General features: G+C 61.1%; 16 protein-coding genes. 7 read left to right on the top strand and 9 right to left on the bottom strand.

The genetic code is table 11. The features are described 5' to 3' along the window. Positions 1–5: 5 nt before the first annotated feature. Positions 6–620: an Isoquinoline 1-oxidoreductase subunit gene (locus tag ACP2YP_RS18430; protein WP_426425823.1), complete on the top strand. Its 615-nt coding sequence runs from the start codon at positions 6–8 to the stop codon at positions 618–620. Positions 621–780: 160 nt separating this feature from the next. Here the strand turns inward: ACP2YP_RS18430 and ACP2YP_RS18425 are convergent, their stop codons facing one another. Continuing rightward, entirely contained in the window at positions 781–1,116 is a 336-nt protein-coding gene (locus tag ACP2YP_RS18425) for a nuclear transport factor 2 family protein (protein ID WP_426425822.1), read from the bottom strand. A 178-nt stretch (positions 1,117–1,294) separates the two neighbouring features. Between ACP2YP_RS18425 and ACP2YP_RS18420 the strand changes: the two genes are divergently transcribed. From ACP2YP_RS18420 to ACP2YP_RS18410, 3 genes are all read left to right on the top strand, one after another. Further along, positions 1,295–5,320, top strand: coding sequence for a LuxR C-terminal-related transcriptional regulator (locus ACP2YP_RS18420; protein ID WP_426425821.1), 4,026 nt, complete (start codon positions 1,295–1,297; stop codon positions 5,318–5,320). 82 nt (positions 5,321–5,402) lie between these two features. Then, the gene (locus ACP2YP_RS18415; protein WP_426425820.1) at positions 5,403–6,596 is read left to right on the top strand and encodes a lanthionine synthetase C family protein; all 1,194 of its coding nucleotides are present in this window, start codon (positions 5,403–5,405) and stop codon (positions 6,594–6,596) included. A gap of 202 nt (positions 6,597–6,798) precedes the next feature. Next, complete coding sequence (locus ACP2YP_RS18410; RefSeq protein ID WP_426425819.1) at positions 6,799–7,278, top strand: cupin domain-containing protein; 480 nt, start codon at positions 6,799–6,801, stop codon at positions 7,276–7,278. Positions 7,279–7,338: 60 nt separating this feature from the next. Here the strand turns inward: ACP2YP_RS18410 and ACP2YP_RS18405 are convergent, their stop codons facing one another. Continuing rightward, positions 7,339–8,244 carry a dienelactone hydrolase family protein gene (locus tag ACP2YP_RS18405; RefSeq protein ID WP_426425818.1) on the bottom strand — a complete coding sequence of 302 codons (906 nt, stop codon included), beginning with the start codon at positions 8,242–8,244 and terminating at the stop codon, positions 7,339–7,341. A gap of 524 nt (positions 8,245–8,768) precedes the next feature. Further along, on the bottom strand, positions 8,769–8,900 hold the full coding sequence (locus tag ACP2YP_RS18400) for a hypothetical protein (RefSeq protein WP_426425817.1): 132 nt from the start codon (positions 8,898–8,900) through the stop codon (positions 8,769–8,771). A 212-nt stretch (positions 8,901–9,112) separates the two neighbouring features. Between ACP2YP_RS18400 and ACP2YP_RS18395 the strand changes: the two genes are divergently transcribed. Then, positions 9,113–9,304 carry a hypothetical protein gene (locus tag ACP2YP_RS18395; RefSeq protein ID WP_426425816.1) on the top strand — a complete coding sequence of 64 codons (192 nt, stop codon included), beginning with the start codon at positions 9,113–9,115 and terminating at the stop codon, positions 9,302–9,304. A gap of 507 nt (positions 9,305–9,811) precedes the next feature. Here the strand turns inward: ACP2YP_RS18395 and ACP2YP_RS18390 are convergent. From ACP2YP_RS18390 to ACP2YP_RS18370, 5 genes are all read right to left on the bottom strand, one after another. After that, entirely contained in the window at positions 9,812–10,171 is a 360-nt protein-coding gene (locus ACP2YP_RS18390; protein WP_426426492.1) for a hypothetical protein, read from the bottom strand. A 116-nt stretch (positions 10,172–10,287) separates the two neighbouring features. Continuing rightward, positions 10,288–11,109, bottom strand: coding sequence for a tetratricopeptide repeat protein (locus tag ACP2YP_RS18385; protein ID WP_426426195.1), 822 nt, complete (start codon positions 11,107–11,109; stop codon positions 10,288–10,290). A 32-nt stretch (positions 11,110–11,141) separates the two neighbouring features. Next, the gene (locus tag ACP2YP_RS18380) at positions 11,142–11,825 is read right to left on the bottom strand and encodes a substrate-binding domain-containing protein (RefSeq protein ID WP_426425815.1); all 684 of its coding nucleotides are present in this window, start codon (positions 11,823–11,825) and stop codon (positions 11,142–11,144) included. A 19-nt stretch (positions 11,826–11,844) separates the two neighbouring features. Beyond that, positions 11,845–12,546 (bottom strand): GrlR family regulatory protein, encoded by a 702-nt coding sequence (locus ACP2YP_RS18375; RefSeq protein WP_426425814.1) that lies wholly within the window; start codon positions 12,544–12,546, stop codon positions 11,845–11,847. 197 nt (positions 12,547–12,743) lie between these two features. After that, positions 12,744–13,778 carry a glutamine synthetase beta-grasp domain-containing protein gene (locus ACP2YP_RS18370; protein ID WP_148740899.1) on the bottom strand — a complete coding sequence of 345 codons (1,035 nt, stop codon included), beginning with the start codon at positions 13,776–13,778 and terminating at the stop codon, positions 12,744–12,746. Positions 13,779–14,330: 552 nt separating this feature from the next. Between ACP2YP_RS18370 and ACP2YP_RS18365 the strand changes: the two genes are divergently transcribed. Continuing rightward, positions 14,331–14,534 (top strand): DUF2735 domain-containing protein, encoded by a 204-nt coding sequence (locus ACP2YP_RS18365; RefSeq protein ID WP_426425813.1) that lies wholly within the window; start codon positions 14,331–14,333, stop codon positions 14,532–14,534. Positions 14,535–14,850: 316 nt separating this feature from the next. After that, entirely contained in the window at positions 14,851–15,594 is a 744-nt protein-coding gene (locus ACP2YP_RS18360; protein WP_426425812.1) for a tyrosine-protein phosphatase, read from the top strand. 15 nt (positions 15,595–15,609) lie between these two features. Here the strand turns inward: ACP2YP_RS18360 and ACP2YP_RS18355 are convergent, their stop codons facing one another. Then, complete coding sequence (locus ACP2YP_RS18355; RefSeq protein WP_426425811.1) at positions 15,610–16,332, bottom strand: SGNH/GDSL hydrolase family protein; 723 nt, start codon at positions 16,330–16,332, stop codon at positions 15,610–15,612. Positions 16,333–16,374 lie beyond the last annotated feature (42 nt).

Below are 16,374 nucleotides of genomic sequence, written 5' to 3'. Positions count from 1 at the left end.
CAGCGATGATCACCATGCGCCTCAAGATCATGGCCGTGATGGCGACGCTGACGAGCAGCCTGTGCGCCGGCTACGCCGCGTCGGACACGGCGAGCCACGGCCTCGCCTCGCCCGAGAGCTTTGTGAACATCGCCGACACCGAAAAACGCTCGGCCGCGATCTTCACCGAGCTTGGAAAAGTGCTGACGCATCCGCGTTGCACGAACTGCCATCCCGCCGGCGACAGCCCGCGCCAGGGCGACAATCCCCGCATCCATCAGCCGCCGGTGACGCGCGGCGCCGACGGCCACGGCGTGGAAGCAATGCGCTGTCACAGCTGCCATCAGAACGCCAATTTCGAGCCCGGCCGCATTCCCGGCCATCCCGAGTGGCACCTCGCCCCGCGCGAGATGGCCTGGGAAGGCAAGACGGTCGGCGAGATCTGCGAGCAGATCAGCGACCCCGCGCGCAACGGCGGCCGCAAGGTGGAAACGCTGATCGACCACATCGGCAAGGACACCCTCGTCGGCTGGGCCTGGAAGCCCGGCTTCGGCCGCTCCCCCGCGCCGGGCACGCAGGAGCAGGCCGGCGCGCTGGTGGAGGCTTGGGTGAAGACGGGCGCGGCGTGTCCTGCGCCGTGATGGGGCGTTGGGGCGAGCGCTCATCAGTGTCGGCTTCAGAGGTCAAAGCGGAAGTCGCCCGCTTGGTCATCATCGACGGCTTGTGACCCGTTGCGGACGTGGGCACCCTTGCGCCGCAAGTCCAGCAAGTGACCCGCGGGGCTTGGATCACGCCGCGGATCTAGTATGAGGGATTGCAGTTTAGCTCCTTGATCCTCCCGGCGGCGTCAAACGCAAAAAGCGCGCTCATAACACCCGTATTGGTGACGTACGAGATAATGGTCCCGTCGTTGTGCGAGCGATTGAGATCGTCCAACTCGCCTGCCGGATGCTCTCGGAGGCGATCGACCCAATAGGCACGAAGTGCCTCGCGGCTAGCCATGGTTTTGACGCCGCAGCGGCCGCAGCCGCAGTGAACCACGGCATCTTCGGCATACATTTCTAAGATCGCCTCGATATCGCCCGCGCGGTAGGCATCGAGCCAGTCAATCGCAACCGCCATCGGGTCAAATGACATAACTCCTTACCTAAATGTCCTCAAAGTCGCGGTTCCAAGTCAGGTTAGCCCCGCCAAGCCTCTTTCTTCATTCGATTAGTTGTATTTTAATATCTCTCCCGGCCTCGGCCATATGCCAAAGTCCATAGATGGCCGGGCCGAGGCAGAGTCCATGTTAGACGTGCCTGCGAAGCATGGGATGTTCGAGTGCAACCGGCTTGTGATCGTAGATCGACAACCGATCGTTCTACGGGGGCTGAAATCGATACTCGGAGCACAGCAGGACTTCGACGTTGTCGCGTCATGCAGCGATGGAACAAGCTGCCTCGAAGCCATCCGGAATTTGACACCCGACGTCGCGCTTGTTGCCGACACCCTGCCAGACCTGACGGTAACCGAGATCCTGGCGATTGCGAAAGCTGAGACTCTCCCCACGCGCCTGGTGTTCTTTACCGAGTCCGAATCCAACCCCGATCTAACCGCAGCGACCGCTGCTGGCGCCTGCAGCGCAATTTCGAAGTCCGTCTCCCCCGACACCATGCTGCGACTCCTGCGGCTGTCGACGAAGCGCAGCGTGTCGCCCGAGCATTTCGCTCTCTCGCCAACCGGCAAGGAAGCCGACGGCGTCGGCAAAATTGAAAAGACGCTGGAGCTATTGACGCACCGGGAACGTCAAATCGTGCGACTGGTGTCAGAAGGAATGTCGAACAAGGAGATCGCGCGCCGGCTAGACGTTTCACCGGGGACGGTCAAAGTACACCTGTACAATATATTTCAGAAGCTTGAGATCACCAACCGGACTGTGCTCGCTACCCTTGCGTTGTTAAGACATCCCTCCGGCTTCGGTACACTCGCGGTGGCCTTTCTGGTGATCGCCATTGCGGACGAGCTCAAGGCGTCGGAAGCGAACGACATATTTCCGGATGACAACGGCATCGGCCACCCGGGAGAGCACACCGGATATGAGCCCTGGAAAAAAGCCATTCTCCAGCAGCTCATCGTCTGGGACTCCGGCGAGACGCTCGCGCTCAGCCAGAGAGACTTTTTGGCCAAGGCGAGCCAAATCACGACCGCGGCGGCGGCACTGGAAGCGCGGCGCGCAGCTGAGCAATCTGCAGGCTCAAAATCTTGGAAACACCACGGTCCTGTTGGATCGAGCACGCCCAATCTTCCTGCGCCTCTGCTGCGAGGAACCAGTGACACAAAGATTGGAGGCGAACCGACCGCCGACCATCAATTCCCACGGCTTACTTCCAATCCGTTGATTCATGCAGGGTATGGCACCTTCGCCACTCTCGCCGGTGCGTTGATCTACGCACTGCACGACCCGCATCTCGGCGTGCAGTCGCATGACCCGGGCAAAGCGTCGATCGATAGCTTCGTCGTCGCCGCAGAGAATGCGACCATAAAACTAGCCGCGATCACCCATGCCGACGCCAATCATCTAGACAACCCAGCCCCGGGTTTCCCTTCGCACGATTTCCGCCCCCCTTCCGGGAACGTGACCACCGGAAACGAAAGCGTCGCTGGAGAAGACGCTCCGAGCCAAAAGAGTCATGACGCCGAGGGTGACGCACTCCAAAAACCTGTTCGCTTAGTGGACGCCGGTCACGATGCCAGTGTTGGCGGATATAGCCGCGATCAGCTGTTGGGCGGCAAAGATGATAAAAACGTTCATCGCTCCGCGACGGATTCCAATACCTCGTCCCACTCTGCCTTCGATTTCGCATCCGGGTCGAGCAGGATCAATCTTGCGACTTTAGGAGCGCTTGCGTGGCTGCATATGACAGTCGCAAGCAAGTCTATACCGCCACATACCCTCGCCTGGATCTACAACTCCGCGAGCAATGAAACGATCGTCTATGTGAATCCGACCGATCATGTTCTTGGTATCGGAGATCGCGATCTGCTGGAAGTCCATCTGCAGGGGATTGTATCCGTCGCGGAGCTGGAGTTCGTCGACCAGCGAGAAGGCGCAGCTGTCGCCATCACCTTTGAGAAGCTCGAAGAAGCGCTGACATCAGCGAGTACAATCGATGAGACTGCTCCGAGTAAGGACAATGTCCAAGCCAGCATCGAGGCGAGCGAGAGCGCGCTCGGGACGGCTGGAGTTTGGGCCATTCTGGCCGACGACGGCTTGAGCTTCCAGTTCGGGCAGACTCGGACCGGCTCGGAAGCGCCGACGAGGTTCAGAACCTCCACTGGCGAGTCTGCGGATAAAACGGAAGAGAGCGATGGTGCGTCTGCCGTGTCAGCTCACGCATCATCAATCGAGCCTGCTCGTAGCGCGACGGCGACGGCAGTCGAAAATGTCCCATTGAAGAGTGGTCCGGTCAATGCGGACACCGGCGTTTCGTCGCCTGGGCCAAAGGAGATCGTCCAACCGAGCGTCGCAATGGCCGCCAGCGCGGACCACGGCCACTCGCAGCACGCTTCGGAGCCAGGGTCTGCAAAGGCGGCAGCTACGGAATCGACAGAAGCTGACTCCGAACCGGACAACGGCGTCGGCAATGGCGCGGAGCATCACGCTCCAGCTTCGGATGCTGCACGAGAGTCAGCAATGACGGGAGAACCAGGCGGAGCCGAACACGGCAAATCCGGGCACTCAACCGCGGCAAACGCACCGGACGCAGCCGAGATCGATCCGGGTGTCGCAACGGCCGCCAGCGCGGACCACGGCCACTCGCAGCACGCTTCGGAGCCAGGGTCTGCAAAGGCGGCAGCCACGGAATCGACAGAAGCTGACTCCAAACTGGGCAACGGCGCCGGCAATGGCGCGGAGCATCACGCTCCAGCTTCGGACGCTGCACGAGAGTCAGCGAAGACGGGAGAACCAGGCGGGGCCGAACACGGCAAATCCGGGCATTCAACCGCGGCAAACGCACCGGACGCAACCGAGATCGATCCGGTCGTCGCAACGGCCGCCAGCGCGGACCACGGCAACTCGCAGCACATTTCGGAGCCAGGGTCTGCAAAGGCGGCAGCCACGGAGTCGACTGAAGCTGGCGTCAAACCGGACAACGGTGTTGGCAATACCGCTGAGCATCACGCGCCAGCTTCGGACGCTGCGGGGGCGGCAGCGAAGACGGCAGAACCGGCCCTCGCGGACCACGGCAAGTCGCAGCACGCTTCGGAGTCAGGGTCTGGAACGGCGGCAGCCACGGAGTTGACTGAAGCTGGCGTCAAGCCGGACAACGGCGGCGGCAATGGCGCCGAGCATCACGCGCCAGCTTCGGACGCTGCGGGGGCGGCAGCGAAGCCGGCAGAACCGGCCCTCGCGGACCAAGGCAAATCCGGGCACTCAACCGCTGCAAACGCACCGGACGCAGCCGTGATCGATCCGACCGTCGCAATGGCCGCCGGCGCGGACCACGGCAACTCGCAGCACGCTTCGGAGCCAGGGCCTGGAACGGCGGCAACCACGGAGTCGACTGAAGCTGGCGTCAAACCGGACAACGGCGGCGGCAATGGCGCCGAGCATCACGCTCCGGCTTCGGACGCTGCAGGAGAGTCAGCGACGACGGGAGAACCAGCCCTCGCGGACCAAGGCAAATCCGGGCACTCAACCGCTGCAAACGCACCGGACGCAGCGGAGATCGATCCGGGCGTCGCAATGGCCGCCGGCGCGGACCACGGCAACTCGCAGCACGCTGCGGAGCCAGGGCCTGGAACGGCGGCAACCACGGAGTCGACTGAAGCTGGCGTCAAACCGGCCAACGGCGGCGGCAACGGCGCTGAGTATCACGCTCCAGCTTCGGACGCTGCGGGAGAGTCAGCGAAGACGGCAGAACCGATCGCCGTGGAACCCGGCAATTCGGAGCTACACTCAGCCTCTGCAAACGCACCGCAAGCAGCCGAGATCATAGAGCCGAGCGTCGCAACCGGCGGTAACGCCGGACGCGGTAACTCGCAGCACGCTGCGCAATCTGCTGCAATCGCATCAGAAGACGCACAGCCGGCCAAAGCTGCGTTCGAGACCGGCGGCGCAGATCAAGAACCGGCCTTCCGCTTCGATAGCGGCGTAACTCCGTCTACTCTCGTCGCGGTAGTCGAGCTTAAGGACCTAAATGATCCGCTCGATCCGCACGTTCCGCTCGGCCTGGCAGAGGACCTCGCGATGATCGTCAAAATGGGCCTGAATACACTGGACGAACACGCGGCCAACTACGGCAATAGTGGCCCGCATCATGCCACTGTACCTGCGCCTCATGACTTTCTGATTTGAAGCGTTGCATCGTCATTGACTGAAAATGGGCCTGTTTCCGTAGTTGAAGTACAGATGGACAGTGCTCAGGAGCCCTCACACCATGATTACCCCTGGACGTCATCGTCCGCTTGTACAGGACAGCTGGAATGAATCTGCTGTTCGGGTTGCGATCGAAGAAATTGCGGCGGATGCGATCGCCCATTTCGATCCCGACACCTTCTGGCCGGCTCACCCGAGTGACGACGGGGTGGGAGATGGCGATCCCAGCTTTTACAAAGGCGCGGCAGGTGTCATGTGGGCACTGGATTACTTGCATCGCATAGGGGCGACCGGCGTCGCTCCAGACTTTCGCTCTGTGCTGCCAAAGCTGATTGAGCGGACAGTCATCGACCACGAAGCCAGTTCGCCGACCGATTACGAGAAGCATGGCTCGCTGCTTCGCGGCGACATGGGGGCGGCACTTCTCGCAATGCGCCTTGAGCCCACATCGAGCCTCGCCGATCTGGTTTATAGGCGCGCCGAAGGAAATATTGGACTACCAATCCGAGAACTCATGTGGGGCATGCCGGGGTCGATGGTTGCGGCGGTCCACATGGGCGAGATGACGCAGGAAGGGCGATGGCGCGGCCTCTTCGAGGTTCAGGCGGCGCGGCTGTTGGCCGAACTGGAGGACACGCCACAAGGTCCACTTTGGACCCAGGATCTTTACGGTGCCAGAGACCGCTTTCTCGGGCCCGTGCACGGCTTCGCTGGCAACGTCATCCCGTTATTGCTTGGATGGGACTGGTTGACGGCGGCGCAGCAAGCACACGTAGCCGAATTTGTGCCGAAAACGCTTGAAGCGAATGCTTGGCGGTACGACGTTGGAACAACATGGGGCCCGAGAAGCAAGCGCGAGAAGCGACTTTTCATATGTCAGCACTGTCACGGTGCGCCGGGAATGGTGACGACCTTTGCTGACGCGCCCTTCGCTACGCGAGAATTCGACGCGCTTCTGTTGGATGGCGGGCGCTTTGCCTGGGCCGCCGGACCACTAACAAAGGGCTCGAACCTTTGCCACGGCACGGGTGGAAATGGTTACGCATTCCTCAAACTCTACCGACGCACGAATGACCCGATCTGGCTCGACCGCGCGCGCCAGTTCGCCATGACTGCCATCTTCCAATATCGCGGCGCTCAGATGGTTGCCGGCCGCGGTCGGTATTCGCTTTGGACCGGTGACATCGGTCTTGCCATCTACCTTTGGGATTGCATCACAGCGGACGCTCAATTCCCGACTATCGATGTGTTCTGACAAAGTATCGTCAGGACTAGCGAACCGGGGATTACCGTGCATAAAAATCCAAACGCCATCCTGCGGGCTATGCGGCTTCGGTCAGCGCTTGGCGGACACAGTTAGTCGCGCCGCTTGGTCGTCTTCGACGGCTCATGTCTCATAGCAGACTAAGACAACTTGTATTAGATTGTCGGCCGCATATAGCCAAACGGAGCGCGGGATGCCCCTTTTCGAAAAAGTGGTCAGCGTGTTGGCCGTACTTGTTGTGAGCGGATTTTGTGCAGCAGTGGCGGCGGACACACTTGAATATGACCGCGTAACGTCGACAGACCTCAAGTGGAATCCGCTACCCTCTATGCCCAAGGGGACGCAAACGACGGTGCTTCACGGTAATCCTGGCAAACCTGGACTTTATACCGTCCGGCTAAAAATACCAGCAAATTCAAAAATGCCGGTACACTCTCACCCTGATGAACGCGTCCGCGTTATCATTTCGGGGACATACTACTCTGCGCTTGGAGACAAGGTCGACGAGACGAAACTCTTGAGCTTTCCGCCCGGAACATTTTCACATGTGCCGCCCAAGGTGTGGCAGTTCGCGGAAACAAAGGATGAAGAGGTCGTATTTGAGATTACTGGAATTGGACCGACAGGCATTGACTACTTGAACGCTGAGGACGATCCACGAAAGCAAAAATAACGTCTGTACTCATTTCCGCTCTCGACCCTCAGCGGACGCGAGAAGAGCCCACCTGCGCAGCTATTTCAACTCGCTCGCCAGGAACTGTATGACACGATTGATCGCATCCGCGCGGGCTTCGGGATTTGATCCCGCGATCGGCGAACTGCCATCCGGCCGTTTCTGGCTGATCATTTGCATCATCGGAAGGTTCGGATGGTCGAAGGCGTGATAGGTGTTGGGATAGAAATGCATGTCAATGGGAGGGCTGCCTTCGGCCTTTGCCCGTGCGACCATGTCCTTGCACGGCCCCGGAGGCGTAGCGGTGTCTGACTCGCCCATCAGCAGCAGCATCGGTTGGCGGGGCCGCCAATGCGGGTCCTTGTCCGCGACCGGAGGGCAGTTCGGATACAAAGCGATCGCAGCCCGGAAATCCTTATCCGGCGCCACGACTTTCGGCAATGCGCCGTTGGCGATCGTGAACATCATTGCCATTCCGCCGTACGACTGACCAAGAATGGCAATGCTCTCGGACCGAACGTCGGAGCGCGACCTCAAATAATTCATCGCGCCATACACGTCCATTGGCGTCTCCCGGTTCGGCAGAACGGGGCGCGAGAAGACCGGCAACATTGCGCAAAGACTGCCGTGTCCGCGAGATTGAAAGGAGTCGATCAGGAGAAGGACATACCCCTTTTGAGAGAGGATTTCGCCCCATGTTCCGTAGAGCGGGCGGACTTCGCCTTTTTCGTTTGTTGCGCCGTCGCATCCGTGAATGCTGACAACTGCTGCAAAAGGACCCGGTCCAGATGGTCGGTAGAGATAGCCGCTGATGCTCGTTGGCGTTCCACCGTTCAGCTCACCGTCCGTCGAGGCGAACGAGACCTTCTCTTGCGCACCGGCTGTCGAAATCAATGTGAGAAGGAGACTAAACGCGAACGCAATGCAATCAAAGAACGCAATGGTCGACTTGGAGACCGAAGCCATATCGCACTCCATGGTTTTGCTAATCAGCTATTCAAGAAGCATTGCCGCTCCATCGTCTTGCTATCGGATCGTACACCGGACATCGGACATCATGCCGTTACACAATCTCTAGTATTTCAGACATTTGAGGACTGGTCATCCCCTAAACGGGTGACGAAATGCCCCGCCGCGGCGAACCCAGCCCCTGCCGTCCTTGCGGAACACGGAGTACGGTGACAGTGCATCAAATAACCAGCTATCGCCATCCTGCGGGCTGCAGCATCGGAATTTCGCTGACAGTGCACTTAATTTCTGCCACCCGCCGAACAGTGACCGCCGCAGCCGCAGGCTATTGTGATCAATTTAGTGCACTGTCACCGTAATCCCGTCGACATCCTGCGGGCTGCAGCGTCGACCACGGTGAATACCCCCGGTTAAGTGCACTGTCACCGCAACCCATCCATTTCCTAAAGAAAACGATGAGCACACGACTGCTTACTTCGCGGGGAACTATGGCCATTTCCTTGCGCTTACTTAAATCGTCTTCAGCCCGCAAAGTTATCGTCGACCACCATCTCCGCGAACTCCTGCGGCGTCAGCACTGCGTCATTCTGTCGAGCGATCTCCATGTTCCGCATCCAGAGGACCCTCAAGCGCTCAGGCATTTCAGCGTCCATACCGACAGTTCCAGCAACAATATCCTGCCACCGCCCCTCAGACTTATATAGAACTTGGAGCTTTGGCGTCATGCTCACAAGGGAGGAAGATTCCTTCTCAGGCAGTTCATCGATGGCCCAAAGAACATAGCATTCAAGAAGGCGAAGGAGTGGTCTGTCGGCGTAGCGAGGGTTGGATCGCATAGTTAGATCATATCCGGATCGAGTTCGAGATGATCGATAAAGTCGCTGAAGGAAGGCGCTACTTCGACAAGAACAAAGCCTTCATCATGCAGGCAGGCCGATACCTTCGCAGGCATAGTCGACATGTCGAGGATGAAGCATTACGGCGCACTAAATTACTGGCCCGTCGCTATCCTGCAGGCTGCAGCGTCGGTCCCCGCTTGGCGAACACCGCCGGTTGAGTGCACTGTCACCGTAATCCCCTTCTGACAGTCGTCGCAGTAGCACACCACGCTCACGATTGGCACGCCAACGCCTTGGCATCGAACGCGACCACAAGCGCATGACGACATTCTGATCGTCTGGTGTTTGGCCATCTGGTTCTCTTCTGCGCAGACCTTCCTCTTCCAGTCTATTGTCAACAAACCGTAGCGTCAAACGAGCAGATGGATGACAAGACCCGGTTGAATTGTAGCACGCCGATTGTCCGAAACTGGCCCGAGGCCGACTCCGAGACGCATCGGTTTCAACGTCGCCTTCCGAGAGCAAAGCGAACGTGACGAAGTTATGGGACGCCTACGCCCGCCGCATCGGCTTGAGCGAGGCCGCCAGCCGCAAACTGCGCTTGCCGGCGAGCGCGATGCCTTCGAGCTCGTCACCATCTTCCGTGCAGGTCCCGAAAAACCGATCCCGACCTCGTAGCTGCCGAACACGGGATTGTCGCCGTCGCCAAATCAAGGCCATCCGACTTATTCGCACAGGGCCGCTCGCGGAGCCTTTTCTGCCATGATGCCAGCATGCCCCTGTTTTGCCCGACGGGTCAAGCTAATTTCGTAAAATCCGCAACGCGCCGTTTGCTTCGGCCAATCGGCTGTTTTGTCAGCCACTTGGCTACTGTGCATGGGGTTGTTTTCGAGCGTTTGGTTTGCCGGCGTGCCCCGCGCGACCTGCCTCAGGTGTCGGTGACGCCTAAAATACTGCACGTCGCGCTCGTGCTTCTCGGCCGCCGCGCGGCTCTTGAAGGTGCCGAGGTTGCGCCGCTTGCCGGTCTTGGGATTCACCTTGCGCGAATAGAGCCGGTATTCGCCGGACGCGAGCTTGCGGATCATGGTTGCGCCTCCTGCTCGTTGTGACGTCAACCGCCCGTCCCCGCGCAAGTTCCTTTTCGAGCCGCAAGTCCCGGCGCGCGACCGCTCGATTCACCTCTCGCGAAGGGAGAGGTAAATCAAAAGCACAGCGTGGTGACGAGCTTGCCCTGCTTGTCCTTGATCGCATAGGGACAGCGCAGCCGCTCCAGCGCCTTCTTGGCGTCCTCGTCGCCGAGCGCGGCGGCACGCTCGTAATAGGCCTTGGCGGCATCCTTGTCCTTCGGACCGCCGCGGCCTTCCTGCGCGAAGGCGCCCATCCGCTCCAGCGCGCCGGGATGGTTTTGCGCCGCCGCCTTCTCGAACAGCGCGCGTGCGGCGACGTCGTCCTTCTCACCGCCATTGCCGTTGGCAAGCATCAGGCCGAGCTGGTACTGCGCCTCCGCATTGGTCTCGGCGGCCTTGCCGAGCAGCGTGCGGGCCTGCGCGGGATCGGCGGGCGCGCCACCGCCGGCGTTGCCGAGTGCCGCGAGATTGGAGACGCCGCGGGGATTGCCTGATTGCGCCGCCTTCTCGAACAGCTTTCGCGCCTGCGCCTCGTCCCTGGCGACGCCGGAGCCGGTGCCGTAGGCGACGCCGAGCTCGACCATCGCAGCGCTGGAGCCCTTGTCGGCCGCCTTGCGCCAGGCGGCGATCGCTTCGCCGGTCTGCCGGTTGGCCGCATAGGCGCGGCCGAGCGCGAACATCGCACGGCGCGACGAGGATGCCGCCTGCTTGCAGAACTTGATCGCGGTCGCAACGTCGGAGGCTGCGATGTCAGGCACGCCCTTCACATCGGCCGGCTTGTCGGGATCGCTTGCGTCGGCGGCGACACGGTCGCACAGCACAAGATCGGCCGATTGCGCACGCGCTGCGCCGGGCGCGGCAAGCATGACGAGGATGGCAAAGAGACAAGTCCGCATGACCATCACGTTGCGTCCGTGTGCCGGCGATTTCAAGGCTCGAGTCCGGATTGCCGCAGCACGGGCACGACCTCCGGCGACGCCAGATAGCGCAGCAACCAGTCGGCACCTTCGGCCTGCTTCGCATCCACCATGCGGCCGGCGGAGAACACCGCCGGCATCTGCATTTCGTGCGGGACCGGGCCGATCACCTCGATGCCGTCGACCTGCTTCAGCTCGCTGATCTGCTGCACGGCGAGGTCGGCCTCGCCGCTGACGAGCCGCTCCGCGGTAAAGCCCTGCTCGACGATGGTGGCCGTGGCGTTGATCTCGGCGGCGATGCCCATCCGCACGATCAGCTGGGCGAAGTACACGCCGCTCGCGCCGAGCCGCGAATAGGCAACGGATCGCGCCGCGAGCAGCGCCTTGCGTAGCGCGGCCTCGTTGGCAATGTCGGGATGCGGCTGCCCTGCCCGCACGGCAAGGCCGACATAGGAGCGCGCGAGGTCGACGGCGCTGTCCGCGACCACGCGGCCCTCGCCGATGATCTCGTCGAGCCCTTCGCGCGTGAGGATCACGAGATCGGCAGCCTCGCCGGCGCGCATGCGCTTGAGCAGCGCCAGCGTCGGCGCGAAGTCGGCATCGACGTGAATGCCGCTCGCCGCCTCGAAGGCGGAAGAGAGGCTGCGCATCGCGCCCATCAGGCCGAGCGTCGAGAGCATGCGAATTTTTTCCATGGGCGATTTCCCGGTGCGATCAGGCGCGATGCATCAGCTTGAGCGCCGCCGTCAGCCGCAAGCTGCGCTTGCCGGCCAGCGCGGTTGCTTCCAGCACCGCCGCCTCGCCGTCATAGCTGCCGGAGAACCCGATGCCGACCTCGTGGCCGCCGAAGATCGGATCGTCCTTGGCGGGCGTGTGCTCCTGGTTGAGGATCTGCCCCTTCCAGCGGCCGTTCGCAGCGGTGTAGCTGCCGAGATAATAGAACGAGGCATCGCCGCCGAGGATGCGGCCCCGGTTGAGCAGCATCACGCCGGTAAGCCCGCCGTCGACACCGTCGAGCATGCGCAGGTGAACCGAGTAGAGGCCGTCGACGATGCCGGCCTCGCCGACGCCGCCGGCAATCGGCACCTCGTCCTCCATGATCGGCGTCATCAGCGACTGGAAGGGCACGCCGGGCAGCTCCTTGAGCTCACCCTTGAAGCGGTAGAGATCGCCATCGGCAAACCCCTTCGCGATCAGCGTCGCATCGTCAGTGCCGGCCATGGCGCGGTAGTTCGGATCGGGGTTGTGGCGGACCGTCTTGATGACGATGTCGATGCCATCTGCGGTCTTCTCGTAGGTGCCGATATGGGCGAACGCCGAATTGCCGCCGAGCATCTTGCCATTGCCGGCATGCATCACGCTCCGGCCGACGTTGTGGCCGAGTTGAAATCGCACCTTGTAGAAGCCTTCAAACACCAGCCGAGTCCCCGGCCCCGCGCGCATCCTGCGGTCACTCTATCCCGGTTTGGGCTGACATGGACAGGCTCCAGGCCGGCATGGTCGCCAGACCCACCAACAAGCACTGTCATCGAAATGCAAAAATCCGCCGGAGCCTTGCAGCTCCGGCGGATAAGGCCAACCCGGGCCAGCCCCTGCCCGGGCCGGGAGGATCTTTAGGCCGCGGCCTTCTTGTCAGCCGGGACGGACGCGATCGTCTTCAGGATCTGCGAAGCGATCTGGTATGGGTCGCCCTGCGAGTTCGGACGGCGGTCTTCCAGATAGCCCTTGTAGCCGTTGTTGACGAAGGAGTGCGGAACGCGGATCGACGCGCCACGATCGGCCACGCCATAGCTGAACTTGTTCCACGGCGCGGTCTCGTGCTTGCCGGTCAGACGCTTGTCGTTGTCGGGGCCGTAGACGGCGATGTGGTCCATCAGGTTCTTGTCGAAGGCTGCCATCAGCGCCTCGAAGTACTCCTTGCCGCCGACCGTGCGCATGTACTCGGTCGAGAAGTTGGCATGCATGCCGGAGCCGTTCCAGTCGGTGTCGCCGAGCGGCTTGCAGTGGAACTCGATGTCGACGCCGTACTTTTCGGTCAGACGCAGCATCAGGTAGCGGGCCATCCACATTTCGTCAGCGGCCTTCTTGGAGCCTTTGCCGAAAATCTGGAATTCCCACTGGCCCTTCGCGACTTCCGCGTTGATGCCTTCGTGGTTGATACCTGCCGCGAGACAGAGGTCGAGATGCTCTTCGACCATCTTGCGAGCGATGTCACCGACGTTCGAATAGCCGACGCCGGTGTAGTACGGACCCTGCGGCGCCGGATAACCGGAGGCCGGGAAGCCGAGCGGACGACCGTCCTTGTAGAAGAAATATTCCTGCTCGAAGCCGAACCATGCGCCCTCGTCATCGAGGATGGTGGCGCGCTTGTTGGTCGAGTGCGGGGTCTTGCCATCCGGCATCATGACTTCGCACATCACCAGCACGCCGTTGGTACGGGCACCGTCCGGGAACACCGCGACCGGCTTCAGCACGCAATCCGAGCTGTGGCCTTCGGCCTGCTGGGTGGAGGAGCCGTCGAAGCCCCAGAGCGGAAGCTGCTCGAGCGTCGGGAACGACGCGAATTCCTTGATCTGTGTTTTGCCGCGCAAGTTCGGAGTCGGCGTATATCCGTCGAGCCAGATGTACTCGAGCTTATACTTGGTCATTGAGCCTCTCTGTAGATGATGCGAAAGGTGGGGTTGAGAGCCCCCGCACGTTTGTACCCGGCCATCATCGGCCGGCCCTTTACAAGCATTTTGCGTGCCAAAAGGCCGCAGCGCGGGAGGTTTTCCACCGCGACCGGAACCGGCCCGCCGGCGCAAAACCGCCCACACAACGTGCGTCATAGACGCGCACCTTCGCGTGAAGCCGCACTGCAAAAATCTCGCGGAAAACGCCCGTTTCTGGAGCAGGCAGATCCCTCTCGCAGGTTGCCGATGAAACGCACATCAACGTCCGGCAACTTTCGCAAAGCGTCTCGCCCCTGCCTAGCAACCTTTGGAATGGCCCGGGCATTAATCACCAACGCGGTGCCTTGGGGGATGCAGACAGTCGATTGCCCACAAAATAGGCGAGCACTGATTTCCTTTTCAGCACTTCCCAATTTGTGATGCGCGGCCGATATGGGGATTCCAGTAACCACAATCGAACGAGTCGGGCGCACCATGGAGGCCAAGACGCTTCGACCACAAGACGCTTCGATCAAAGGAGCAATCGCAATGATGAACAATGGTCTGAGTCACGGATCTGCGAAGATCTACCAATTCCCTGTCGGGGGCCGCGCGGCTCTCGTCGGACGCCACCATGGCGAGACCCGCCTTCCTGTCGATCACGCTTCGCTTCCCGCGAACGTCTCGATCTGCAGCGATAGCTGGTACCACCAGGACGCGGTCGACGAGGCAAAGCCCAAATGGGAACGCTAATGCCAATGTCTGGTTTGAGACCGACGCGCTCTTTCAGGCGCTCAGCGGAGGTTTGAAAAAGGGTCGAAACAACGAGGTTTCGACCCTTTTTGATTCCGGACCTGCGCTGGAGGAAGCCGCGCTTGTCGTAGTCATAAAACTCCACGATGAACTGAGTACCATCGGCAGCGATAGGTCCGGAATGTCTGTGCGCCGGCCTGCCACGCGCGGGAAATTCCAGCCGCCAGCAATGGCGATCCCCAAAAAGAATGGCCTTGTGCCGGCGCATGATCGCCCCCTGCAATAGCCTGCCGGCAACATAACAAAAGAAGCGCCCATGTCAGACTCACCTGCCCGTCACCTCGCTCTGCAAGGCGCCAGCAATTTTCGCGACCTCGGCGGCTACGCCACGACTGATGGCCGCACCACGCGCTGGCGCCACATCTTCCGCTCCAACCATCTCGGCCAGCTCACCGCTGAAGACATCGCGATCGTCCGTGCGCTGGGCGTCAGAAGCGCGTTCGACTTCCGCGGTGTCGAGGAGCGCGCGGCCGGCGTCTGCGTCGTCGACGAGATCACCGTGCATTCGCTGCCGATCGAGCCGACGGTGGTGGCCTCACTGCGCGCCGAGCTCGCCAGGGGTGCGCTGACTGCGCCGGTCGCGCTTGAGCTCATGCGCGAGTCCTATCGCAACTATGTCCGCCACAACACGCACAGCTTCCGCATGCTGTTCGGCCATCTCCTGCAGGACCACGCCCCGCTCGTGATCCACTGCACCGCCGGCAAGGACCGCACCGGCTTTGCCAGCGCCCTGATCCTGCATGCGCTCGGCGTGCCCGAGGAAGTCATTGCAGAGGATTATCTGCTGACCAATCGCCACTACAAGCGCGACGTGTCGAGCGTCTCCGATCTGCCCGCCGACGTCCTCGACGCCATCGGCTCGGTCAACGCCTCCTATCTCGATGCCGCTTTCGATGCCGTCGGCCGCGACTATGGCGATCTCGAAACTTACTTGCGCGACGGCCTCAAGCTCGGGGCGGCAGAGCGGACCGCGCTGAAGGCGCGCTATCTTCAAGCGTGAGCAACACCGGGAGCCTCACGCCGTTGGAGTTGCGGCCTTAATGATCGAATTGGTCAGGGCGAGCGATACCTGCATGGTGCTCCAATTGCTCTGATGCAGCTTCAGATCATCCTCCGGATCGAGCAGCTGCTCGAACGAAGCGTTGTTTAGCACGTGCCAGTGGCGCATGAGCGCCCAACGCTGGAACAGGTTGACCTTGGCGTCCTCGGCCGCGGTTCGAATCGCCGAAACCATCTTCTCCGCGAGATCGGCGTTGTCGTCGAACAGCATGGCCGTCACGTATTGCGGGTCGATCAGAATGACATCCATGGTCGGGTGAGCGCGCAGGAGCGCCAATCCCCCGATGATGCTTGCGACCACCTCATCGAAGTTGAACTCCTTCTGGCGAAACACGGCGTTGGTTCCGACTTGCCAGAGCACCAGGGAAGGATTGTCAGCAAAGATGTCGTCTTTGAACCGAGCCACTTCCAATGGCGCTTCTTCGCCGCCCTGGCCGCGGTTGAAGACGTCGATCCGAATTTTCGGATGGGGAGCGTCATCCTTGTAGTGCTTTCTCAAATACAGCTCGAGCCGCGCGGGATAGGGAACGACATTGCGAAGTCCCGCGGTCGAGGACGACCCCATCGCCACGACGCGCACGGGTCCGCTTGCGCTCAACGCGGCCCGGAAATTCTCCAGGGGATGCTTCAAATCAACGATCTCAGGGGGACAATCGAGAGTCGGCAATTCGTTAGACATGAACCAACCTCCGCCGCCATCTCAAGTTGCAGCAATCATTCA

Source organism: Bradyrhizobium genosp. A (assembly GCF_049949275.1).
In the GTDB taxonomy this organism is placed as follows: domain Bacteria; phylum Pseudomonadota; class Alphaproteobacteria; order Rhizobiales; family Xanthobacteraceae; genus Bradyrhizobium.
Note: the sequence above shows the minus strand (reverse complement) of the source record. Positions and strands in the feature narration are given on the sequence as shown.